Raw genomic sequence first — 23436 nt, 5'->3', positions numbered from 1 at the left:
GACGCTACCGTTCGAATGCTCTTGCGCCTAGGCGGGGCTCGCCGCCGGGGCACCGGAATCGGCGGTTGGGGGGTCGACCCGATAGGCTTTGCCCGAGTTACGACCTCTGACAACAGCAGACGCGGCCGAGGAGTCACCCGGATGAGCACCACCCCCACCGATCGGTTGCGTGCCTTGTTGGAGCCGCTGGCCGAGCAGGCGGGCCTGGACCTTGAGGACGTCAAGGTGACCCAGGCAGGCAGCCGCCGCCAGCTGCAGATCGACGTGGACGCCGACGGCGGCGTGGATCTGGACGCGATCGCCGAGTTCAGCCGCGAGGTCGGCCAGGCGCTGGACGCCAGCGACCTGATGGGCAGCTCGGCCTATCTGCTGGAGGTCGGTTCCCCGGGCGTGGACCGCCCGCTCACCGCGCCCCGCCACTGGCGCCGCAACTCCGGCCGGCTGGTCAAGATCCAGCTGGCCGACGGCGGCGAGATCGTCGCGCGCATCCTGGAGAGCGACGAGGACGGCGCCCTGGTGGAGGTGCAGCCGGTGAAGGGCCGCGGCCGCCCCAAGGAGCGCAGGCTGGAGTTCGCCGAGGTGGCCAAGGCGCGGATCCAGGTCGAGTTCAACCGCAAGGAGGACGAGCAGCTGCTGTCCGACGAAGAGACGGACGAGCAGCCGCTCGCCGAGGAAGAAGAGGAGGCGTAGCCGTGGACATCGACATGAGTGCCCTTCGTGGGCTGGTCACCGAGAAGAACATCCCGTTCGACCTGCTGGTCGAGTCGATCGAGTCGGCGCTCCTCATCGCCTACCACCGGACCGAGGGCTCGCGCCGCCGCGCCCGCGTCGAGCTGAACCGCAAGACCGGCCATGTGACCGTGTGGGCGCTTGAGGACGCGAGCGAGCTGGAGGAGGGCGCGGAGCCCAAGGAGTTCGACGACACCCCGAGCGGGTTCGGCCGGATCGCCGCCACCACCGCCAAGCAGGTGATCCTGCAGCGCCTGCGGGACGCCGCCGACGACCAGACCTTCGGCGAGTACGCGGGCAAGGAGGGCGACATCGTCACCGGTGTCGTCCAGCAGGGCAACGACCCGAAGAACGTGCTGGTGGACATCGGCAAGCTGGAGGCGATCCTGCCCCCGCAGGAGCAGGTCCCCGGCGAGGAGTACAAGCACGGCACCCGGCTGCGCAGCTATGTGGTGGCGGTGCGGCGCGGTGTCCGCGGCGCCTCGGTGACCCTGTCGCGCACCCACCCCAACCTGGTGAAGAAGCTCTTCGCCCTGGAGGTGCCGGAGATCGCCGACGGCTCGGTGGAGATCGCCGCGATCGCCCGCGAGGCCGGCCACCGCACCAAGATCGCCGTGGTGTCGCGCCGCCCGGGCCTGAACGCCAAGGGCGCCTGCATCGGCCCGATGGGCGGCCGGGTGCGCAACGTGATGGCCGAGCTGCACGGCGAGAAGATCGACATCGTCGACTGGTCGGAGGACCCGGCCGAGATGGTGGCGAGCGCGCTGTCCCCCGCCCGGGTGACCAAGGTCGAGATCGTCGACTTCCAGCAGCGTTCCGCCCGGGTGATCGTGCCCGACTACCAGCTCTCGCTGGCGATCGGCAAGGAGGGCCAGAACGCCCGACTGGCCGCTCGGCTGACCGGTTGGCGGATCGACATCCGACCGGACACCGAGGGTGCGGACGGGGAATCCACCGCGCGCTAGTCGTGTTGTCGTAACAGAGTCGCGGCCCTGCCTTGATCGGTGGGGCCGCGTTCAGTCCCGGTTGAGGGGTAGACTTGAAGATGTCCGGCCGGACGCGTGTCCGCGCATGCCCTGAACGCACTTGCGTGGGCTGCCGCAAGCGAGCGGCCAAGCACGAGCTGTTGCGTGTCACGGCGGTCGAGGGCGTCTGCGTCCCCGATCCCCGGGCCACGTTGCCCGGTCGGGGCGCGTACCTGCACCTCGACCTGGCCTGCCTCGACCTGGCAGTCCGTCGCCGGGCGCTGCCGAGGGCCTTCAAGGCCCACGGTGCGCTTGACACGGATCCGCTGCGTGAGCACGTCGCGGCCAGGGCAGACAGTACCCCGGCGTCCTGAGGACCCTGGGGAGAACCACCGTACGGAGCACGGCACGGGCACCCAGGTGCGCCGCGCCACCAGTCAGGTACCTCGCGAGTTGGAAGTAGGTCGAGATTGCGATGAGCACTCGATGAGTACGCGATGAGTACGCCCATGAAGTAGCGACGGTCCGGCGGACGACTACCCCGGACTTATAGACAGGAGCGAAGTGGCTAAGGTCCGGGTTTACGAACTCGCCAAGGAACTCGGCTTGGAGAGCAAGGCCGTCATGGCCAAGCTGACCGAGCTGGGTGAGTTCGTCCGTTCGGCGTCCTCGACGATCGAGGCGCCGGTCGTGCGCAAGTTGACTGACGCTTTGGGAGCTACCCCGCCGTCCGGCGGTGGCTCGGCTGCCAAGCCTGGCCCGCGGAAGCCCGCGGCGCCCACGCCCGCCGGCGGTGCCGGCGCGGCGGCCCCCAAGCCGGGGGCACCCACCCCGACCCCTGGTCCGCGGCCCGCCGCGACCCCGGGTCCCCGTCCGACTCCGGCTGCGGCTCCCGCTGCGGCTGCGGCCCCGGCCGCCTCCGGCCCGCGCCCGGGTGCTCCGGCCCCGGCTCCGCGCCCGGCGCGTCCGGCGGCCCCGGCTGCCCCGGCGGCCGAGTTCTCCTCTCCGGCGCCCGCCGGCGAGGCCCCCGCGCGTCCGGCTCCGGCGCCGCGCCCGTCCGGCTCCGCGGCCGGCGGCGCCCGCCCGGGTCCGCGCCAGCCCGGCCCGCGTCCGGGCAACAACCCCTTCACCTCCGGCAGCGCCACCGGCATGGCCCGCCCCGGCGACCGCCGTCCGGCGGGGCCGGGTGACCGTCCCCGTCCGGGTGGCGACCGTCCGCGTCCGGCGGGTGCGCCGGGTGCCGGTGCGCCGCGTCCGGGTGGCCAGGGTGAGCGTCCCCGTCCGGGTGGCCAGGGCGACCGTCCCCGTCCGGGTGGCGACCGTCCGCGTCCGGGTGGTCCGGGTGCCGGTGCGCCGCGTCCGGGTGGCCCGGGTGCCGGTGCCCCGCGTTCCGACATGCCGCGTCCGGCCGGCCCGCGTCCGGGTGCGCCCAGCCCGTCCGGCATGCCGCGCCCGAACCCGGGCATGATGCCGCAGCGTCCCGGCCCGGGTACCGGTCCGCGTCCGGGCCCCGGTGGCCGTGGTCCGGGTGGCCCCGGCGGTCGTCCGGGCGGTCCGGGTGCCGGTGGCGGCGCCCGTCCCGGCTTCGCCGGTCGTCCGGCCGGTCCGGGCTCGCGTCCGGCCGGTGGCGGCGGCTTCGGCGGCCCCCGTCCGGGTGGCGGTGCCGGTGGCGGTGGCGGCTTCGGCGGCCCCCGTCCGGGTGGCTTCGGCGGTCGTCCCGGCGGCCCGGGTGCCCGTGGTGGCACGCAGGGTGCCTTCGGTCGTGGCCCGGGCGGTCGCCCGGCGCGCGGTCGCAAGTCGAAGCGGGCGAAGCGCCAGGAGTACGAGGCCATGCAGGCCCCGTCCGTCGGCGGTGTGATGCTGCCGCGCGGCAACGGCCAGACGGTCCGGCTGTCGCGTGGTGCCTCGCTGATGGACTTCGCGGAGAAGATCAACGCCAACCCGGCCGCGCTCGTCTCGGTGATGTTCAACCTCGGTGAGATGGTCACCGCGACCCAGTCGGTCGCCGACGCGACCCTGGAGCTGCTGGCCGGCGAGATGGGCTTCGTGCTCGAGATCGTCAGCCGCGACGACGAGGACCGCGAGCTGCTGGAGTCGTTCGACATCGACTTCGGTGCCGACGAGGGCGGCGAGGAAGAGCTGCTGCCGCGTCCGCCGGTGGTGACCGTCATGGGTCACGTCGACCACGGTAAGACCCGCCTGCTGGACGCCATCCGCAAGTCCAACGTGGTGGCCGGCGAGGCCGGTGGCATCACCCAGCACATCGGTGCCTACCAGGTCGCCGCGGAGGTCAACGGCGAGGAGCGCCGGATCACCTTCCTGGACACCCCGGGTCACGAGGCGTTCTCCGCCATGCGTGCCCGTGGTGCCAAGTCCACCGACATCGCGATCCTGGTGGTCGCGGCCAACGACGGTGTCATGCCGCAGACGGTCGAGGCGCTCAACCACGCCAAGGCCGCGGGTGTGCCGATCGTGGTCGCCGTCAACAAGATCGACGTCGAGGGCGCCGACCCGGTCAAGGTCCGCGGTCAGCTGACCGAGTTCGGCCTGGTGGCCGAGGAGTACGGCGGCGACACCATGTTCGTCGACATCTCCGCCCGCCAGGGCCTGCACATCGACCAGCTGCTGGAGGCCGTGGTCCTGACCGCGGACGCCTCGCTGGACCTGCGGGCCAACCCCGAGCAGGACGCGCAGGGTATCGCCATCGAGGCCCACCTCGACAAGGGCCGCGGCGCCATGGCGACCGTGCTGGTCCAGCGCGGTACCCTCCGCGTCGGTGACTCGATCGCGGTGGGTGACGCGCACGGCCGCGTCCGCGCCATGCTCGACGAGAACGGCAAGAACGTCGAGGAGGCCGGTCCGTCCCGTCCGGTCCTGCTGCTCGGTCTGACCTCGGTGCCGCGCGCCGGCGACAGCTTCATCGTCGTCGACGACGACCGCACCGCGCGCCAGATCGCCGAGAAGCGCTCGGCCCGCGACCGCAACGCCATGTTCGCCAAGCGTCCGATGCGGATCTCCCTGGAGAACCTGGACCAGGCGATCGCGGCCGGCGGTATCCAGCAGCTCAACCTGATCATCAAGGGTGACGTCTCCGGTTCGGTCGAGGCCCTTGAGGACGCCCTGGTCAAGCTGGACGTGGGCGAGGAGGTCGAGCTCCGGATCCTGCACCGCGGTGTGGGTGCCATCACCGAGTCCGACGTGGACCTGGCGATGGGCTCGGAAGCGATCATCATCGGCTTCAACGTCCGCGCCGAGGGCCGTGCCCGCACGGCCGCCGAGCGCGAGGGCGTCGACGTCCGGTACTACTCGGTCATCTACCAGGCGATCGAGGAGATCGAGGCCGCGCTCAAGGGCCTGCTCAAGCCGGAGTACGAGGAGGTGCGCCTCGGCTCCGCGGAGATCCGCGAGGTGTTCCGCAGCTCCAAGTTCGGCAACATCGCCGGTGTCCTGGTCCGCGAGGGCCTGCTGCGCCGCAACGCGAAGGCCCGCCTCATCCGCGACGGCAAGGTGGTCGCCGACAACCTCACCATCGAGGGTCTGCGCCGCTTCAAGGACGACGCGACCGAGGTCCGCGAGGGCTTCGAGGCCGGTGTCACCCTGGGGTCGTACAACGACATCAAGGTGGACGACGTCATCGAGACCTTCGAGATGCGCGAGAAGCCGCGCGTGTAAGCGTGCGGTGGCCCGCTGAGCGACTGGGCTGCGACGCAGCGAAGGTGGGGCTCGCCGCCCCCCAGCCAATGGCTGAGGGGGTCGGCGGGGCCCGCCCGCGGCGGAGGAGCAGCCCATAAAGCGGCATGAAAAGCGGTCGGGGCCGGTCGGCGGGAATTCCCGTCGACCGGCCCCGGTCTGGCTGTGTAGGGTCCTCGACAGCGGCCCCCGCCGCGGGGCGGGGGAACTACGAGGCCCTCAGGTCGGCGAGACCTGTCACACATGTTCGTGGGAACACTCACCTTCGACCTGCTGCTGGGCGATGTGCATTCGCTCAAGGAGAAGCGTTCGATCGTGCGGCCCATCGTGGCCGAACTGCAGCGCAAGTACAGCGTGTGCGCTGCCGAAGTCGGGAACCAGGATCTGCACCGGCGGGCCGAGATCGGCCTGGCGGTGGTCTCGGGCGAGCACCGGTTCGTCACCGAGATCCTGGACAGCTGTGAGCGGCTGGTCGCCGGCCGCCCCGAGGTGCAGTTGCTCTCCGCCAGGAGGCGCTACTACGGCGATGACGATGAATGAGTTCGGGCACGGCGGTGGAACGTCACCACCGTCACACCGACGAGGACGAAGAGCGCTCACACCACTGGGCGCGGGCCGGTACTTTGGGGCGTGGGCCCCGAAGACCGCGAGTCGATCGTGTCAGTCGACCGCAGTACCGTGCCCACTGCACGAGGAGGCAATGTGACCGACACCGCAAGGGCGCGCAAGCTCGCCGACCGCATCCAGGTGGTCGTCGCCCAGACCCTGGAGCGGCGGATCAAGGATCCGCGGCTGGGCTTCGTGACCATCACCGACACCCGCGTCACCGGCGACCTGCGGGAGGCCACGGTCTTCTACACGGTCTACGGCGACGACACCGAGCGGGAGGCCACCGCGGCCGCGCTGGAGAGCGCCAAGGGTGTGCTCCGCTCCGAGGTCGGCAAGCAGACCGGGGTGCGCTTCACCCCGTCGCTGACCTTCGTCGCGGACGCGCTGCCGGACAACGCGCGGAACATCGACGACCTGCTCCACAAGGTCCGGGAGTCCGACGCGGCGGTGCGCACTGCCGCCGCCGGGGCCCAGTACGCCGGCGAAGCCGACCCGTACAAGGCGCCCGCCGGCGAGCGCGACGCGGACGAGGACGAGTAGTCATGGCCGCTGAGCCGGCGGCGGCCGGTTCGACGAGGGCGTCCGTCACTTCGGTGACGGACGCCCTCGCGGTGCTTCCGGGGCAGCGCGAGCCGGCGCGGGGAGGTAGCGGACCGGACGGCTTCGAGCTGGAGTGGCAGCGGATCCTGGCGGCCATCGGCCAGGCCCTGACCATCGACTTGATCTGCCACATCGCCCCCGACGGCGACGCGCTCGGTTCGTCGCTGGCGGCGGGCCTGGCGCTGCGCTCCCTCGGGCACGAGGTGCGGGTCTCGTTCGGCGACGACCCGCAGGTGATCCCGGAGTCGCTGGCGTTCCTGCCCGGCCAGGAGCTGATCGTGCCGGCCGCCGCCGTGCCGGACCGGCCCGAGCTCGTGCTCTGCTTCGACGTCGCCTCCGAGGGGCGGCTCGGGCTGCTGCAGGACAAGGCCTTCGCGGCCCGGGCCCTGGTGGTCTTCGACCACCACGCCTCCAATCCGGGCTTCGGCACCCACCGGATCATCGACCCGACCGCGCCGGCCACCGCGGTGCTGGTGGACGAGCTGCTGCGGCGGCTGCGGGTGCCGCTCGACCAGCAGCTGGCCACCTGCCTCTACACCGGCATCGCCACCGACACCGGCTCCTTCAAGTACGCCGCCACCACCCCGGCCACCCATGAGCTGGCCGGCCGGCTGCTGGCCACCGGGATCCGGCACGACCTGATCTCCCGCCGGCTCTGGGACACCGCCTCGTTCGGCTACCTCAAGGTGCTGGCCGCGGCGCTGGACCGGGCCGTCTTCGAGCCCGACGCCGCCGGCGGGCACGGCCTGGTGTGGACCTGGGTGCCGTACCAGGACCTGGCGCTGTTCGGCGTCACGGTGGAGGAGATCGAGGGCCTGATCGACATCCTGCGCAAGCCGGCCGAGGCCGAGGTGGCGCTGGTGCTCAAGCAGGACCCGGACGGCACGCTGCGCGGCTCCTGCCGTTCCAAGGGCGCGGTGGACGTGGCCGCGGCCTGCACCGCGCTGGGCGGTGGCGGGCACACCTTCGCGGCCGGGTTCTCGGTCCGCGCTGCCGTGCCGGAGACGGTGGCACGGTTCAAGGCCGCTCTCTGAGCACGACGTAGAAAGATCTGATGAAGCGCAAAGGCACTGGGCCCGACGGCCTGGTCATCGTGGACAAGCCCGAAGGCATCACCTCGCACGGCGTGGTGGCCAGGATCCGGCGGCTGGCCGGGACCAGGAAGGTCGGCCATGCCGGCACCCTGGACCCGATGGCCACCGGCGTGCTGGTGATCGGGGTCGAGCGGGCCACCCGGCTGCTTGGCCACCTGATGCTCACCGACAAGACGTACGAGGCGACCATCCGGCTCGGCCAGACCACCATCACCGACGACCGGGAGGGCGAGGTCACCGCCTCCGTCCCGGCGGGCGGGGTGGGCCGGGCGGCGATCGACGCCGAGATCGCCAAGCTGACCGGCCGGATCATGCAGGTGCCGTCCAAGGTCAGCGCGATCAAGATCGACGGCAAGCGCTCGTACCACCGGGTCCGCGAGGGCGAGGACTTCGAGCTGCCGGCCAGGCCCACCACGGTGCACTCCTTCACGGTGCACGAGCTGCGCGAGACGGTGGCCGAGGACGGCACCGCGGTGCTCGACCTGGACGTCACCGTGGACTGCTCCTCCGGCACCTACATCCGCGCGCTCGCCCGCGACCTGGGCGCGGCCCTCGGCGTCGGCGGCCACCTGACGGCGCTGCGGCGCACCAAGGTCGGCCCGTACGACGTGGCGTCCGCGCAGACCCTGGAGCAGCTGGAGGAGCAGTTCTCGGTGCTGCCGATCGGCGCCGCCGCGGCTGCCGCCTTCCCGCGCTGGGACATCGGCGAGGAGGACGCCCGCCGGCTCTCCACCGGAGCCCGGCTCAAGTCCGCCGGGCTGGACACGGGCGGGCCGATCGCCGTGTTCGGACCGGACGAGACCTTCCTGGCGCTGGTCGAGGAGCAGGGCGGCCAGGCCAAGCCGGTGGCGGTCTTCGTGGGCTGACCTGCCCTGACTGCCCCTCACCTCGCCTCACTCGAACGGACGAGCGCGGGGTGTGAACGGGCGTGGTGAAGGGCGCGGGCAGGATGGCCCGCGCCCCGCGCCGGGCAGGCTCCCCGCCGTGAGCACGTGCGGGGAGGCAGCGCTATGACGGATGGCCGGCAGCCGGCAGGGACCGGCTCAGCCCTCGACCTGGGCGCAGTACTGCGACTGACCGCCCGCCAACTGGCCGGTGCGGCCGCCGGACCGGGCCGGATCGCCGAACTGGCCGCCGACCGGGTGGACCGCCCCGACGGGCTGGCCGGCGAGGAACCGGGCACCGCCCTGACCGTGCTGGTCGGCGAACCGGGCAGCGGCCGCACCACCGAGCTGGCCGCCCTGGCGGTGCGCCGGGCCGGCGGCGCCCGGGCCCTGCCCACCCTCTGGCTGCGCGGGGCCGACCTGAGCCCCGGCGACGCCACCCTGCTACCGGCCGTGCGGCGGGCGCTCGGCGGCGAGGTGCCGCCGTCCGCCGCGGCCGCCGTCTGCACCGCCGCCGGGCGCCCGCTGCTGGTGCTGCTGGACGCTCCGGAGGAGGCCCCGGCGGTGCTGGGCGCCGCCTGGTGGAGCGCCGCCGTGCGCGAGCTGGCCGAGTCGGGCGTGCGGCTGCTGGTGGCCTGCCGTCCGGAGAGCTGGGAGCCGCACCCCGGCGTCGGGCCGGTCCGGCTGCACCGCCTCGGCCCGCTGCACGGCGAGGCGCTGGAGCGGGCGGCGCACCGCTACGGCGTGCCGGTGCCGCCCGGTCCGGCCGACCCGCTGCGGCTGCGGCTGGCCGGCGACCTGCGCGCCGCCGGCGTCACCCACCAGCCGTGCGACCAGGCGGAGTTGGTCGGCGGCTGGTTCGACCTGCGGTGCCTGCGCGCCGCCCAGCGGCTCGCCGAGGAGGCGGCCCGCCCCGCCTCGCACCGCAAGGGCGTGCCCGCCCCGGTGACCCCCGGCCAGGTGCGCCGCCTGGCCGCCGCGGTCGCCGGGCGGCTGCACACCGCGGCCCGCCGGATGCTCGGCCTCGGGCAGAGCATCCTCGGGCGGTCCGACTTCGCGGAGCTCTTCCCGGCGGGTGGCGGCTGGGCCCGGGCGGTGCTCGCCGAGCGGCTGCTGGTGCCCGCCGGTGACGGCTACCGGCCGGCCCATGAGGCGGTCGCCGACTGGCTGCAGGGCCGGCAGCTGGGCCTGGACGCCGCCGTCGGCCGGGTGCTCGCCGCCCGGCAGCGGCCCGGGATGCCGCGCCACCGGATCCACCTGGTGGCGGCGGCCCTGCGGGCGGTCGGCGACCGGGGCGGCGCCCCCGCCCTGGAACCCTGGCTGCGCCGCCTCTGGCAGGCCCTCACCGACCCCGCCGCAGGGCCCGAGGCGCACTGGTGGGCGGCCCGGCTGCTGCGCGCCGCGCTGGCCGGCAGCCCGGCGCCGGCCACCCACCGCGCCCTGCTCACCGAGCTGGCCGGGCGGCTCGCCGCCGACGGCCCGCGCACCGCCCTGACCGGCTTCGGGCCCGCCTTCTGGGCGGGCCTGGCGCTGCCCGACCCGCTCCGCTGGGAGCTGCTCGGCCTCCTGATCAGGGCCGACGGCCCCGAGCAGGCCCACCTGCAGCACGCCGCGGCCCGGCTGCGCGCCGACGGCCCGGCCGCGCTGCCCCACCTGTGCCGCCGGCTCGCCGACGGGCGCGGCCTGCCGGCCCGCCCCGGCGTCACCGTCGCCGACCTGGTGCAGGACCTGCTCTACGCCCACCGGGCGCTCGCCGTCGACGAGTTGACGGAGGCCCTGGTGGCGGCGGCGCACCCGCGGGCGGACGCGCTGCTGACCGTGCTCGCCGCCGAGGAGCCCTCGGCGCTCTGCCGCGCGGTGGACCGGTGGAGCCATGACCCGCGCCCGGAACGCCATGTGGCGGCCGCGGCGTACGGGCTGCGCACCGCGCCGTACGCCGGCCGCTCCGGGCGGGAGCTGCTGCGGTTCACCGCGCTCACCCTGCTGGCCCGCGAGGGTGAACCCCAACTGCACGGCGCGGCACTGGCTTTGCTGGTCCGCGACCCGCTCACCCGCTCCGCCCACCTGACGGCGGCCCTGGCCGCCTACGCGGCTGACGACCCGTTCGTCACCCCCGAGATCCTCGGCCTGGCGCTGGCCAGTCACCCGGCCGCCGTGCTGACCGCCTTCGAGACCCGGCTGACCCGGCCCGGCGGCGTGCCCGGCCCGGTGCTGCGGGTGCTCGCCGAGGCGGCGCCGCTGGTGGGCGGCGGCAACGCGGCGAGCGCGCTGCCCGACCCGGCGACCCGGCTGGCCGGGCGGCTGCTGCACGGGCACCCCGAGTGGGCCGAGCCGGTCGCCGAGTACCTCGGTCGCCGACTGGCCCGGCAGTGCGCGGGGCCCGGCGATCTGACCGCCCTGCTCGGCGCCGCCCCGGGCGGGCGGCCGCCGGCGGTGCGCCGGGCGTTCGCCCTGATGCTGGCGCAGCAGCCCCAGCCATGGGGGTCCCCCCGGCCGGAGGCCGGGGGAGGCCGTGAGGTGCCCTCAGCCGCCGACCAGCCGCTGCGCCGGGAGTTCCTGGACCGGCTGCTGGCCACCGAACGCGACCCCGCCGTGCTCGGCCCGCTGCTGCGGCGGGTGGCGCAGCATGCGGACCGGCAGCCGCCGGAGCGCAGCCGGGCCGTGGTGCGCCGGCTCGCCGACGCCTGGCCGCAGGGCGACGGCGGCGCGCTCGGGCTGGACGCGCTGCTGGTGCGGTGCGCAGGGCACAGCGCCGCGTTCGCCCGGCTGCTCGCCGAGTGGCCGGACGATGCCCGACCGCCGGCCGGCGGGCCGGGCCTGCGGCGGATGCGGGCCCTGCTGGCCCGCGGCCGGGACCCGCAGTACGCGGCCGCCGAGGCCGAGCACGCCCCGGTCCTCGCCCTGCCGGTCGGCTCAGGGGGCGTTCCGGTGCCGGGCCGGCGGCGGGCGCATGGCACGCTATAGGGGTTCGAGTCGGAGCGTGCGAGCCCCCCAAGCGAGCGGGGCGGTCTGGTAGAGGAGCGGTCAGGGTGCAGCGCTGGCGTGGCCTGGAGGAGATTCCCGGCGACTGGGGACGCAGCGTCGTCACCATCGGTTCCTTCGACGGTGTGCACCTCGGGCACCAGCTGATCATCGACCGGGCGGTCGCCCGGGCCCGCGAACTGGACGCCAGAGCCGTGGTGGTGACCTTCGACCCGCACCCCAGCGAGGTGGTCCGCCCCGGCAGCCACCCGCCGCTGCTGGCCCCGCAGCCGTTCCGGGCCGAGCTGATCGCGGCGCGCGGTGCCGACGCGGTGCTGGTGCTGCCGTTCACCGTGGCGTTCTCCCAGGAGTCGCCGCAGGAGTTCGTGCGGCGGGTGCTGGTGGACGCGCTGCACGCCAAGCTGGTGATCGAAGGCCCCAACTTCCGGTTCGGCCACCGGGCGGCCGGCAATGTCGGGCTGCTCGCCGAGCTGGGCCGGGCGGCCGACTTCGAGGTGGAGGTGCTCGACCTGAAGGTGCGCGGCACGGCGGGCGGCGGCGAGCCGTTCTCGTCCACCCTGGTGCGCCGCCTGATCGCCGAGGGCGACATGGCCGGCGCCGCCGAGGTGCTCGGCCGGCCGCACCGGGTCGAGGGGCTGGTGGTGCGCGGTGCGCAGCGCGGCCGCGACCTGGGCTACCCGACCGCCAACGTGGACACCGTGCCGCACAGCGCGGTCCCGGCCGACGGGGTCTACGCGGGCTGGCTCAGCGCGCTGGGCGAGCGGATGCCGGCCGCCATCTCGGTCGGCACCAACCCGACCTTCGACGGCACCGTCCGCACCGTCGAGGCCTATGCGATCGACCGGGTCGGCCTGGACCTCTACGGGGAGCAGGTGGCGGTGGAGTTCCTCACCTACCTGCGCGGGATGGAGAAGTTCGACACCATCGAGGCGCTCCTCGACCGGATGGCCGACGACGTCAAGCAGGCCCGGGAGCTGACTGTCTGACGGAGCGTCAGAGCACGGCGAGGGCCGCGTCCGGACGAACCGGATGCGGGCCCTCGCCGGTCGCGGCGCCTACTGCGGCTGGGGCGGGTAGCCGTAGCCGCCCTGGGGCGGCTGCTGGGCCCACGGCTGGCCGGTCTGCGGGGCGCCCTGCTGCGGGTAGCCGTAGCCGCCCTGCTGCGGAGCGGCCGGCCACGGCCCGCCGGGCGCGGCCGGGTGCTGGCCCCACTGCTGCGGTGCGGCCTGCGCCTGCGCCTGCTGCTGCGGTGCGCCGGCCGCCTGCTGCTGCTGCCAGGCGGCCTGCTGCGCCTGCTGGACCCGCACGATGTCCTCGCCGACCAGGGTGGCCAGGTCGAAGTAGGACTCGCGGACCTTGGGCCGCATCATGTCCAGGTTGACCTCGGCGCCGGCCGCCAGGCTCTCGTCGAACGGCACCACCACGACGCCGCGGCAGCGGGTCTGGAAGTGCGCCACGATGTCCTCGATCCGGATCATCTTGCTGGTCTCGCGGACCCCGGAGACCACCGTGATGCTGCGCTGCACCAGATCGGCGTAGCCGTGCGCGGAGAGCCAGTCCAGCGTGGTGCTGGCACTGCTGGCGCCGTCGACGCTGGGGGTGGCCACGATGATCAGCTGGTCGGCCAGGTCCAGCACCCCGCGCATCGCGCTGTACAGCAGGCCGGTGCCGGAGTCGGTCAGGATGATCGGGTACTGGCGGCCCAGCACGTCGATCACCGCGCGGTAGTCCGAGTCGTTGAACGTGGTGGAGACCGCCGGGTCGACGTCGTTGGCGATGATCTCCAGGCCGGAGTTCATGTCCTGCGAGGTGTACTGGCGGATGTCCATGTAGCTGTGCAGGTGCGGGATGGCCGTCACCAGGTCGCGGATGGTGGCGCCGGTCTGCCGCTTGATCCGGCGGCCCAGGGTGCCGGCGTCCGGGTTGGCGTCGATCGCGATCACCTTGTCCTGGCGCTCGCTGGCCAGGGTCGCGCCCAGGGCGGTGGTGGTCGTGGTCTTGCCGACGCCGCCCTTGAGGCTGATCACCGCGATCCGGTAGCAGCTGAGCACCGGTGTGCGGATGATCCCGAGCCGGCGCTCGCGCTCCGCGGCCGCCGCCTTGCCGCCGAACTTCAGCCGCGGCGTCTGGCGCTGCTGCTTGGGCTGGCTGCGCAGCAGGCGGTCCGAGTTGAGCTCGACGGCGGCGGTGAAGCCGAGCGGCGCACCCTGCGCCACCGGCTGCTGCTGGCCGGGCTGCTGGAACGCGGCCGGGGCCTGCGGCATCGCCTGCTGCTGGCCCTGGTGCGGCTGACCTTGGTACGGCTGGGCCGGGGCGGGCTGCTGGGGGGCGGGCTGCGGTGCCTGCGGCGCCTGCGGACCGGTCGGGTAGCCGGGGTTGGGCTGCGGCCAGCCGGCCTGGCGCGGGTCCATGGGGGGCTGCGGGGCCGCGGGCTGCGCCTGGTTGTGCTGGGCCGGGCCGGGCTGGGCCGGAGCCGACTGGAGGGTCTGCGGTGCGGGCGGCGGACCCGGCTGCGCCGGGCCGGGGTGGGCCGGGCCGGGCTGCCCCTGCCACGGACCGGGCGCCTGAGCCGGGCCCGGCTGCCAGCCGGCGGAGGGGTCGGCCGGCGCCATGGGGACGCTGTCGGCGACCGGTGGCTGCGGGAGCGGTTGGCCGGACTGCGGCACCCCCGGCTGCTGCAGGTGCGCCGGGTAGGCGCTGGGCGGGTAGGCGCTGTCGGGCTGGCCCGGATAGCCCGGCTGACCGGGCTGCCCCTGGCCGGTGGGCGACTGCGGCGGGGCCACCCAGAACGACGTCGCCTCGGGTGCGCTCGGAGCACCCGTCGCACCCGGCCACCCGGGCGTCCCGCCGTGCGGCGCCGCCGGCGGGGCGTCGACCGGGTGCGGCTGCGGCTGGGGCTCGCCCGGCGGCGGCGCGGTGGCCGGCGCAGCTGCGGGCGGTGCCGGATCAGCCGGTGCGGGCACGGCGGCGGGGGTCGGCTGCGGCGCGGTCGGAGCGGGTACCGGTGCCGGTGCGGGCGCGGCGGTGGCGGGCGTCGCCGAGGGCGTCACGGCAGGCGTGGGCGGCGCCTCGCCCTGGGTGTACCAGGAGGGTGGGGTGTAGTCGGGCGCGTCCGACCAGTCGTCGTCGTCCTCCGCCGGGTTGTCGCCGACGTAGACGCCGTCCCGATCGCTGCTCACCTTGGGCTCCCTCGTGTTCGCCGCCGCTCTTCGCGGTGCCGTAGGCACAAGACTAGAACCTGTACCTTGCCAGGTTGACCGTGTGTTTGCTCCTACCTGACCGTACGGCGGCTGGATCGGGTCGCCCGACGCCGGGTCAGGGCTTCGCGTACAGCTGGTCCCGCAGGGCCAAGGTGTCCTGGGCGAGACCGGCCAGGTCGTCATCGCTCGGGCCGCCGCTCTTGTAGCTGGCCAGTTGGACGGTGCCCACGGTGCTGCGGTTGGCCCAGGTGCACCAGCCGAACTGGATGATCTGGCCGTTGTCGAGCCGCATGCCACCGCACTTGACCGGGATGTCGCCGGAACCGGCCGGGCCGGCCGAGTAGCTGTGCATCGGTGTGATCTGCTGGATCTTTGCCGCCTTGAGGTCGTCGATCGCCAACTGCATCCGGTGGGCCGGGTTGTCGACCTGTCCGTAGGCGGCGGAGACCTGGTAGTCGGGGTTGGTGCCCAAGGTGCCGTCCGGGCTGTAGGAGAGTTTGACTCGGGCCAGGCCGACGAACTGCTTTTCGCGGCCGCTCTGCTCGCTCTCGGCGTCGCTGCGCGGGCGGTCCGCGGCGGTCGGCAGGAGTAGCTTGAGCGGCTGGCTGCGGATCGTGACCGTGTTCGGCGAAACCAGCGTGTGCATGGTCGGCGGCGGGTTGAACTGCTTGGTGATCGTCGACCAGGTCAGCGCCACGACCAGCCCGACCGACAGCAGGGTGATCGGGATGGAGATCCGGACCACCCGCCAGTTGACGGGACCGAACCTGGACTGCCGGGGCGCGGTGGCGTACGGCGGTTGGTAGTTGCTCATGGTGGAGTTGACGACGCCTTCGTTGCGCTTCCGGTTGCTCAGTCGACCCGGCGGGCCGGGCCGAGCAGTTGCTGCTCCGGCTGCACCGGGTCGAGGCGCACGTACTGGCGGCGGATCCGGGTGGCCCACAGGGTGTACTCGTCGCCCAGGGTGGGCAGGGCGGTGACGTCCTCGGTGCTCACGGTCAGCAGCCGGCCGAGCAGCTCGGCCTCCGGCGGGGAGACCCGCTGGATGCCCACCAGGTCGGCGGAGTTGAGCACCCGGGCGGCGTTCGGCCCCAGGAACGGCAGCAGCGTCAGGGTGGACTGCCACGGGGTGGCGGAGAGCCGGCTGCGCGGCGGCTTCGGACCCAGGTCGCGCACCACCAGCACCGGAGCCGCCACCGAGGCGCCCTGCGCGCCGAGCCGCCCGATCTGATGCACCGTCACGCACGGCTGCCCGCCACCCGCCGCCTGCGCCAGCGGTGCCCAGAGCTGCGGGCGGGCCGTCTCCACCGCCACCCGGGCGCCGGTGGCGGCGGCCCGCAGCGCCAGGATCTGCGCTGTCCACACGCCGCCGACCAGCACCACGTCATAGGCGGTGGGCCGGAACAGGCCGAGCACCGAGGGCCGTTGCTCCGGGTAGTCCTCGCCGATCAGCACCCCGTCGTCGCCGACCGGGAAGGAGAGCGCGGCCAGGTCGGCGGGGGCCAGCACATGCTGTTCGCGGCGCGGGCCGCGCAGGCCGAAACCGGCCCGGATCCGGGTGGTGACCTTGCCGCGCTCCTGGGTGGGCGGGGTGGTCGGGTAGGTCTGGTAAGCCATCAGGAAGTCCCCCCGAGCGGCAGCGTGGCGAGCAGGCCGGGCACCTGCTCCTGGTCCAGTCGGGACAGGCCCAGGCCCGCGCTCTGGGCGCGCTGCTCCAGCAGCCGGCCGAACTTGGCGACGTCCTGCTCGCTGCGCGCGACCACCCGGACGTGCCCGCTGAGCGCCACCGAGCCGCCGGTGCCCGGGCGGGCGGTCAGGCTGAACGCGCTGGCCAGCGCCGGGATGCTGGTGACCAGGTTGACCAGGTCGGGCGAGGAGATCCGGCCCGGGCCGCCGGGGCGGCTGAGCTGCGGCCAGCGGGAGATCCAGTAGCTGGTGTGGAAGCGGTCGTCGACCCGCCAGAACCGCCGGTTCTCCTGGGTGCGGCGGGCCACCTGGCCGCCGCTGCCGGAGCCCTGCCGGCCGGTGGTGGCCAGCGGGTTGGCGCAGGTGGCGATGGAGAGCGCGGCGATCAGCTCCCGCTCGTCCAGCACGGTGGCGTTGAAACCGGCCCCGTTGAGCCGCCCGGCCAGCTGGTCGGTGACCCGCTGCAGCGCCTTGCGGGCGCCCTCCTCACCGCCGCCGCGGGCCAGCACCGCGGCGGCCGCGCGCTCCGGGTCGAGCTTGAGGGCGACCCAAGTGAGCCGCAGCGCGGGCGTGTTGGCGCCGTCCGGCAGCGCCTGGTAGGCGCGGGTGGCCAGCGCCTGCTCGGGCAGGTGCGGCGCCGGGGCGGGCTGGGTGTGCTGGACCAGCTGCACCGACTCCAGGGTGATGTCGTCCACCGTCAGCGCCGAGCAGACCACGTCGAGCGGCAGCGGCATCGCGTTCCGCGCCGGCCGCAGCGGCTGGTCCTTGGCCTGCACCAGCAGCACCGAGGTGAGGAAGGTGCCGTCGCCGACGATGCCGGTCTCGCGGCGCACCGGACGGCCGCCGCCGAGGTCGGCCTCGGTGGCGTGGGTGGTGGTGTGCAGCGCCGGGTCGAGTTCGAGCACCGGGGCCAGCGCCGGGTCGGTGCCGGGCGGCACATTGGTCGGGGCGTCCTTGCGGCGGGCCCGCTGGAGCGATCGGATCCGCAGCGCCTCACCCAGGGGGCGTCCGTGCAGCGGCACCAGGGCGAAGACCAGCAGGGCCACGGCGGGCACCGCGAACCCGATGGCGGTGGCGCGGTTGACCGTCAAGCCGATGGCGACCAGTGCCACCGCGACTTCGATCAGCACCAGTTGCTGCAGCCGCAGCCGCCGGCTGAGCAGCCCCGGCTTGGGGTGCAGCTTGACCGGTACCGCCGCCGGGCCGGTTCCCGCGGCCCTGTCGTCGGCCCTGGCCGGCCGCTGCTGCGGCACCGGCGCGGTGTCGGCGGGCGGCTTGGCCCGGCCTCGTGCCGTCCTGCGTCGCCCTGGAGCGGTCTTGCTCGGCATCCCCCGCGTGACCCTCTCTGATTCGCTGTCACGGTCCGGTTGGCAGCGTACGGAACCGTACCCGTACCGTACTCACCGTCTGCCGCATCGTAGAGGGTTGGGCCGTCGGCCGGAGCCGCCGGGCGGCAGAATGGCGGGCTGGAAGCTCGAACAGGGGAGACGGAGCAGATGGCATCACGGCGGGACGAGCTCAACGCCTACACCTTCGCGCGCAAGCGGATGGTGGGCGCGTTCCTGCAGCCGGGCAACGGCGGAAGCGACGAGGACGCGCCGCGTCCGATCCGGGCGGTGGTGCCCTCCATCGTGGTCGGAGCGCTGGTGATGGCCGGCTTCGGCCTGTGGGGGATGATCAAGCCCAGTGCGCCGCTGGACTGGGACAGCGGCAAGAACGTGATCGTCGGCAAGGACTCGACGACCCGTTACGTGGTGCTGCAGAACCCGGACGGCACCAAGATGCTGCACCCGGTGGTCAACATGGCCTCGGCGAAGCTGGTGCTGCCGGCCGACTCCAAGGTGGTCTTCGTCGCCGACTCGGTGCTGGACCACTACAAGTCGCACGGTGCGACCATCGGGATCCCGTACGCGCCGGACAAGTTGCCGAGCGCGACGGATGCCGGGCAGGCGAAGAAGTGGTCGGTCTGCGACCGGCCGGGGTCCGACGACAACCACCCGGTCCAGGGGGTCTTCGTGGCGGCCGACCAGGACGCGAACACCCTGGAGAGCCGGGACCGGAAGCTGGCCGGCGGTGACGCGCTGCTGGTCCAGGGGCCGAAGCAGCCGAACGGCGCGGTGGTGGAGTACCTGGTCAGCCCGCAGGGGATTGCCTACCAGCTGGGCAGCGACCCGGCGAGCGTGCCCGCGCTGCAGACCGCGCTGTTCGGCAGCCAGGCCAAGGCCCAGCCCGTCACCCAGCAGTGGCTGGACACCCTGGGGAAGGGCCCCGTGATCGACTTCCCCACGGTGCCCGGCCTCGACCCGACCGGCCGCAACCAGGTGCCGTCCAGTGTGCGGCTCACCGACCCCGGCCAGGATTTCGTCGGTCGGCTGGTCAGCACCCCGGACCAGGCCGACAAGGGCCTCTACGTGGTCGGCAAGGACCAGCTCTTCCAGGTGTCCTCGCTGGCTGCTCAGTTGATCAAGATGAACCCGCTCACCCAGGGCGCCTACGGGAGCGCCGCCCCGGGCTTCGCCACGCTCACCGCGGCCGACGTCTCCAAGTACAAGGCGGAAATCGACTGGACCGGGCCGCTGCACCTGAACAGCCTGTGGCCGCGGTCGGCCCCGTCCGGCCAGATCAACGTCGGCGACCCGACCACCGCCCGCCCGGTGATCTGCTCGACCTTCGAGGGCGGTTACTACGCCAACGACCCGCAGTTCGGCAACGACCCGAAGCGCTCCGTCTGGGCCGGCACCGAGTTCCCCGCGCTGGTCACCAGCGGCTCGACCACCGCCCATGTCAGTCCGGGCCACGGCCTGTTGTACCGGGCGATGGACAACGGCCAGCAGGGCTCCGGCAGCACCTTCCTGCTCACCGAGACCGGGCTGCGCTACCCGGTGCCGGTCACCAGCCAGGGCACCCCGGGCAACTCCAGTCCCAGCCCGACCCCGTCGCCGGGGCAGCAGCAGGCTCAGCCGCAGGTCAACGAGGCGCAGGCGCGCCTGGGGTACAAGGACGTCGTGCCGGTGACGGTCCCCAGGGCGTGGTCCGACCTGCTCACGACCGGCCCGACCCTGAGCACCATGACTGCCACTCAGGAGCAGAACTCCTGAACCGACCGGGCCAGTTGCTCGTGGGCGTACGTCATAACTCGGTAACCAAGGCCCATATGGTGTTGGGACTGTCGGGACGGGGGACTACAGTCTTCCGCAGACGTCACACCGTGACGTCCTTCGGGTGGGCTGAGTAACCGAGCTCCCGAAGTAAGTCTGTCTCATGGGGGACGGTGGAACATGGCTGGTCAGTTCACGACGACCGCTGAGGAGATGCGGGCTCTCTCGGCTCGGATCACCCAGGTCAACGATCAGATCACGGCCGAGGTCGGCAAGCTCAACCAGCTCATCGACGAGGTTGCCGGCGGCTGGCAGGGTCAGGCGGCGACGGCATACCACGCGCTGCAGACCAAGTGGAACGACGACGTGAAGGCGCTCAACCAGGTGTTGAACGACATTCGCGGGGCCATTGACGCCACCACCAAGAACTACTCCACGACCGAAGACGACCAGCGCGGCGCGCTGTCCAGTGTGCCGGGAGCCTGATCCGTTTCGGATCGGCACGGCAAAGCACATCCGGGGCGGCCTTGATCGGGGTCGCCCAGCTCACCTCTTTCGGTAAGGAGTTCACCATGTCCGACGGACACATCAAGGTTACGTTCGAGACCATCGCCAATGCCGGCCAGACGGTCCGGACCACCGCCGGCACCATCGACACGCAGCTGAGCGACCTCAAGACCGCCGTGGCCAAGGTCGCCAACTCGTGGACCGGCGCGGCGCAGGAGGGTTACAACCAGCGTCAGGCCGTCTGGGACCAGAAGGCCTCCGACCTGCACAGCACGCTGCTCCAGATCGCGACGGCGCTGGACAAGGCCCACGAGAGCTACACCACGACCGAGAGCAACAACGTCAAGATGTGGTAAGGGCGCCTGATCGCCGCTCCCGGCACGGGGGAGCATCGAGGTAACGGAGCGGGCGTCCGAAGTCGGGCGCCCGCTCCGCTCTGTCGTTTCTCCGCAGGACACCGTTTCGCAGTAGGGCAAGGGGAGTTGGAGTCGTGGTGAGGCGAGGGCTCGGCCGGTCGGCGGCGATCGCGGCGGTGCTCGCGCTGCTGGGGACCACCCCGGCGGCAGCGGCCGGTTCAACCGGGGTGGGCGTCGCCGCGGCGGGCAACTGCACGTTCCCGGCCCAGGACGTGGCGGAGCAGCCGTGGTCGCTGCAGCGGGTGGTGCTGGACCAGCTCTGGCCCAAGAACCCGAATTACAACGCCGGCGACCCGAAAAACAACAATCCGTTGCTCGACGGTACCGGTGTGACGGTCGCCGTGATCGACACCGGAGTGGACCCCGGCAATCCGCAGCTGGGCGGCGGCAAGGTCGTGCAGGGCCCCAGCTACCTGATGGACAAGAGCAAGAACCCGCCGGCGCCGGCCGACGGCAACTCCCTGACCGACACGGTGGGGCACGGCACCAAGGTGGCCGGGATCATCGCCGCCGGCCATCGGGACAAGGTGGGCTTCATCGGCCTGGCGCCCGGGGCGACGATCCTGTCGATCCGTCAGAACGATGACGCCGGCGATGGCGATGTGCCGTCCCTGGCCAGGTCGATCAGCGACGCGGTCGACCTGGGTGCCAGGGTGATCAACATTTCGCAGGACGTCCGGGATGCCGACGGCAATCCCAACTTCGGCGGCAGCGACCAGTTGAAGCAGGCGATCGACAAGGCGGAGAGCCACAAGGCGGTGGTGGTCGCGGCCTCCGGCAACGACAGCGTGGAGGAGACGACCTACCCGGCCGCCTACCCGACGGTGCTGTCGGTCGGCGCCTCGGACCGCAACAACGAGCGGGCCACCTTCTCCAGCTACGGCGACTGGCTCAAGGTGGCCGCGCCCGGTGTCGACATGCTCTCCACCGTGCCCAAGGGCGGGCAGTGCGTGGACAACGGCACCAGCTTCGCCACCCCCTACGTCGCCGGGGTCGCCGCCCTGCTCGTCGGGGCCCACCCCGACTGGTCCGCCGCGCAGGTCCGCACCCGGATCGAGCAGACCGCGCAGCGCACCGACCACGGCCCGAACAAGTACATCGGCTGGGGTGTGGTCGACCCGGTGAAGGCGGTCACCGACTCCACCGTGCCGGCCGACGCCCCGACCCCCGACCCGCAGGTCAGGCTGGACACCGCCCCGATCCTGCCGCAGCCGCTCGGCCTCGGCGAGACCCAGGCCGACCGGAACCGGCGCACCGCCACCTACGTGCTGGGCACCGCCGTGCTGTCGGTGGCGCTGCTGTTCGGCGGCTCGGTGGTGCTGCGCGACCTGCGCCGCCGCCGTGCCGGCCGCTGACAGCCTCCCGGCATCGCCGACGAACGCCAAGCGGCCCGGACACCCCCCCAGCGGGGCGTCCGGGCCGCTTCGCGGCAGCAGGGCTCAGACCTGCTCGTCCTCGGGCAGCGTGATCACCCAGCGGGTCTCCTGCCGCGGGCGCAGGTAGAAGACCCAGTAGAGCGAGGAGACCGCGGTGATGATGCCGGTCCACATCAGCGCCTTGTGGTCCTGCTGGGTGATCACGTAGCCGAGCGCCACGATCAGCAGGATCGGCAGCACCGGCCAGAGCGGCTGGCGCCAGGCCGGCACGTCCTTGTGCGCACCGCGCCGGGAGAGCAGCGCACCGACCGCGACCAGCAGGTAGAGCGCGGCGACCGCGACACCGGTGATGTTGCTCAGCAGGGTGTTCGGCACGAAGCAGAAGACCGCACCGGGGATGCCGACCGCCAGCGTGGAGACCCACGGGGCGCCGAACCGGTTCAGGGTGCCGAAGGCCTTGTTGACCGGCTCCGGCCAGGCCCGGTCGCGCCCGGAGGCGAACAGCACCCGGGAGTTCTGGATCACCATCACGATGCCGGCGTTGATGATGGCCAGCGCGATGCACAGGCTGATGAAGGTGCCGAGCGCCGAGTTGCTCCAGCCGGCCACCATGCCGGACAGGTCGCCGCCGGTCAGGGTGGCCAGGTCGGGCGCGCCCAGCGTGATGGCGATCACCGGGAGCATGATGACCACGCAGGACAGGCCGAGCGTCCACAGCACGGTGCGGGCCACGTTGCGGCGCGGGTTCTCCAGCTCCTCGGAGAGGTAGATGGCGGTGGAGAAGCCCTGGGTGACGAACAGCGCCACGCCCATCGCGCCCATGACGGCGGAGAGGCCGACGCCGCTGGTGTGGCCCTGGCCGTCGGCCACGACGCCGTGGAACATGCTGGAGATGCCGCGCTGCTGGTGGGCGAAGCCGAGGACGGAGACCACGCCCGCCGCGATCACCTCGAGCACCAGGAAGATGCCGGTGATCCAGGCGTTGGCCCGCAGGTCGAGCAGGCCGGCCACCGTGGAGGCGAGCATCACCGCGGCACCCGCGACGGGGCCGCTGACGTGCACGATCGGCGCCAGGTAGGCGGCGGTGCCGACGGCGATGACGGACGGGACGATCATCACCACGATCAGCGACTGGATGAATGACAGCCAGCCGGCGAACCGCCCGGCCAGGGTGCCGACCATCGCGTACTCACCGCCGGCGCTGGGGATCAGGGTGCCCAGCTCCGAGTAGGCGAACGCCACGGCCACGCAGATGATCGCGCCGATCCCGATGGTCATCGCGGTCGCGGTGCCGAGCGAGCTGAACAGGCCCGGCACCAGCACGAAGAGCGAGGAGGCGGGGGTCACGCAGGAGAGCGTGAGCAGTGTGCCGCCGACGACGCCGAGTGAGCGGGTGAGCTTTCGCGGGGCCTCGGCGGTACCGACCGTCACCGTGGGGGAGGTGGTGGGCGGTCGAAGCGTGTCGGTCATGGGGGAGAGTCCGATCGGCTCGGCGCGGCATTGCGCGGTCCTGTGCGGTGCTGGGGTGGGGAGCGTTATCGCCTCCGAAGGGGGTCGCTTGGGGGTTGAGATGGGCCGCTCCCGAGTCGCCAATGCTGCG

At 73.2% G+C, this 23436-nt stretch carries 19 protein-coding genes; 14 read left to right on the top strand and 5 right to left on the bottom strand.

The genetic code is table 11. The features are described 5' to 3' along the window. The first annotated feature begins 141 nt into the window (after window positions 1-141). From rimP to P3T35_RS34045, 10 genes are all read left to right on the top strand, one after another. Window positions 142-690 carry a ribosome maturation factor RimP gene (rimP, locus tag P3T35_RS34090; RefSeq protein ID WP_101380362.1) on the top strand — a complete coding sequence of 183 codons (549 nt, stop codon included), beginning with the start codon at window positions 142-144 and terminating at the stop codon, window positions 688-690. Window positions 691-692: 2 nt separating this feature from the next. Further along, entirely contained in the window at window positions 693-1694 is a 1002-nt protein-coding gene (gene nusA, locus P3T35_RS34085; protein WP_101380361.1) for a transcription termination factor NusA, read from the top strand. 80 nt (window positions 1695-1774) lie between these two features. After that, window positions 1775-2068: a YlxR family protein gene (locus P3T35_RS34080; RefSeq protein ID WP_101380360.1), complete on the top strand. Its 294-nt coding sequence runs from the start codon at window positions 1775-1777 to the stop codon at window positions 2066-2068. 190 nt (window positions 2069-2258) lie between these two features. Further along, window positions 2259-5366 carry a translation initiation factor IF-2 gene (gene infB, locus P3T35_RS34075; protein WP_101380359.1) on the top strand — a complete coding sequence of 1036 codons (3108 nt, stop codon included), beginning with the start codon at window positions 2259-2261 and terminating at the stop codon, window positions 5364-5366. Between the two features lie 261 nt (window positions 5367-5627). Beyond that, window positions 5628-5924 carry a DUF503 domain-containing protein gene (locus tag P3T35_RS34070; protein WP_101380358.1) on the top strand — a complete coding sequence of 99 codons (297 nt, stop codon included), beginning with the start codon at window positions 5628-5630 and terminating at the stop codon, window positions 5922-5924. Between the two features lie 162 nt (window positions 5925-6086). Further along, window positions 6087-6533 (top strand): 30S ribosome-binding factor RbfA, encoded by a 447-nt coding sequence (gene rbfA, locus P3T35_RS34065; protein ID WP_101380357.1) that lies wholly within the window; start codon window positions 6087-6089, stop codon window positions 6531-6533. Window positions 6534-6535: 2 nt separating this feature from the next. Beyond that, a complete protein-coding gene (locus tag P3T35_RS34060; RefSeq protein WP_101380356.1) occupies window positions 6536-7627 on the top strand; it encodes a bifunctional oligoribonuclease/PAP phosphatase NrnA in 1092 nt (363 codons plus the stop codon). A gap of 20 nt (window positions 7628-7647) precedes the next feature. Then, complete coding sequence (gene truB, locus P3T35_RS34055) at window positions 7648-8553, top strand: tRNA pseudouridine(55) synthase TruB (protein ID WP_101380355.1); 906 nt, start codon at window positions 7648-7650, stop codon at window positions 8551-8553. Between the two features lie 144 nt (window positions 8554-8697). Continuing rightward, the gene (locus tag P3T35_RS34050; RefSeq protein ID WP_101380354.1) at window positions 8698-11535 is read left to right on the top strand and encodes a hypothetical protein; all 2838 of its coding nucleotides are present in this window, start codon (window positions 8698-8700) and stop codon (window positions 11533-11535) included. A 65-nt stretch (window positions 11536-11600) separates the two neighbouring features. Beyond that, the gene (locus P3T35_RS34045; protein ID WP_101380353.1) at window positions 11601-12539 is read left to right on the top strand and encodes a bifunctional riboflavin kinase/FAD synthetase; all 939 of its coding nucleotides are present in this window, start codon (window positions 11601-11603) and stop codon (window positions 12537-12539) included. Between the two features lie 69 nt (window positions 12540-12608). Here P3T35_RS34045 and P3T35_RS34040 read toward each other — a convergent pair whose 3' ends face one another. The 4 genes from P3T35_RS34040 to eccE form a co-directional block, all read right to left on the bottom strand. After that, a complete protein-coding gene (locus P3T35_RS34040; RefSeq protein WP_180356445.1) occupies window positions 12609-14732 on the bottom strand; it encodes an AAA family ATPase in 2124 nt (707 codons plus the stop codon). Window positions 14733-14868: 136 nt separating this feature from the next. After that, window positions 14869-15567 (bottom strand): hypothetical protein, encoded by a 699-nt coding sequence (locus P3T35_RS34035; protein ID WP_101380351.1) that lies wholly within the window; start codon window positions 15565-15567, stop codon window positions 14869-14871. A 38-nt stretch (window positions 15568-15605) separates the two neighbouring features. Next, window positions 15606-16370 (bottom strand): hypothetical protein, encoded by a 765-nt coding sequence (locus tag P3T35_RS34030; RefSeq protein ID WP_101380350.1) that lies wholly within the window; start codon window positions 16368-16370, stop codon window positions 15606-15608. Further along, a complete protein-coding gene (gene eccE, locus P3T35_RS34025; RefSeq protein WP_101380349.1) occupies window positions 16370-17767 on the bottom strand; it encodes a type VII secretion protein EccE in 1398 nt (465 codons plus the stop codon). Before eccE ends, P3T35_RS34030 begins: the two co-directional genes overlap by 1 nt. Before the next feature lie 168 nt (window positions 17768-17935). Here eccE and eccB point away from each other — a divergent pair, with 168 nt between their 5' ends. The 4 genes from eccB (at window position 17936) to mycP (ending at window position 21815) form a co-directional block, all read left to right on the top strand. Next, window positions 17936-19537 carry a type VII secretion protein EccB gene (gene eccB / locus P3T35_RS34020; RefSeq protein ID WP_101380348.1) on the top strand — a complete coding sequence of 534 codons (1602 nt, stop codon included), beginning with the start codon at window positions 17936-17938 and terminating at the stop codon, window positions 19535-19537. A gap of 180 nt (window positions 19538-19717) precedes the next feature. After that, the gene (locus tag P3T35_RS34015) at window positions 19718-20023 is read left to right on the top strand and encodes a WXG100 family type VII secretion target (RefSeq protein WP_101380347.1); all 306 of its coding nucleotides are present in this window, start codon (window positions 19718-19720) and stop codon (window positions 20021-20023) included. 86 nt (window positions 20024-20109) lie between these two features. Beyond that, entirely contained in the window at window positions 20110-20400 is a 291-nt protein-coding gene (locus P3T35_RS34010) for a WXG100 family type VII secretion target (protein ID WP_101380346.1), read from the top strand. Window positions 20401-20534: 134 nt separating this feature from the next. Beyond that, the gene (mycP, locus tag P3T35_RS34005) at window positions 20535-21815 is read left to right on the top strand and encodes a type VII secretion-associated serine protease mycosin (protein WP_280709037.1); all 1281 of its coding nucleotides are present in this window, start codon (window positions 20535-20537) and stop codon (window positions 21813-21815) included. A gap of 84 nt (window positions 21816-21899) precedes the next feature. On the opposite strand, the gene P3T35_RS34000 is transcribed toward mycP, so the two are convergent. Then, window positions 21900-23306 (bottom strand): APC family permease, encoded by a 1407-nt coding sequence (locus P3T35_RS34000; protein WP_101380345.1) that lies wholly within the window; start codon window positions 23304-23306, stop codon window positions 21900-21902. Between the last annotated feature and the right edge of the window lie 130 nt (window positions 23307-23436).

The sequence above is a fragment of the Kitasatospora sp. GP30 genome (genome assembly GCF_029892145.1).
Classification (GTDB): domain Bacteria; phylum Actinomycetota; class Actinomycetes; order Streptomycetales; family Streptomycetaceae; genus Kitasatospora; species Kitasatospora acidiphila.
Note: the sequence above shows the minus strand (reverse complement) of the source record. Positions and strands in the feature narration are given on the sequence as shown.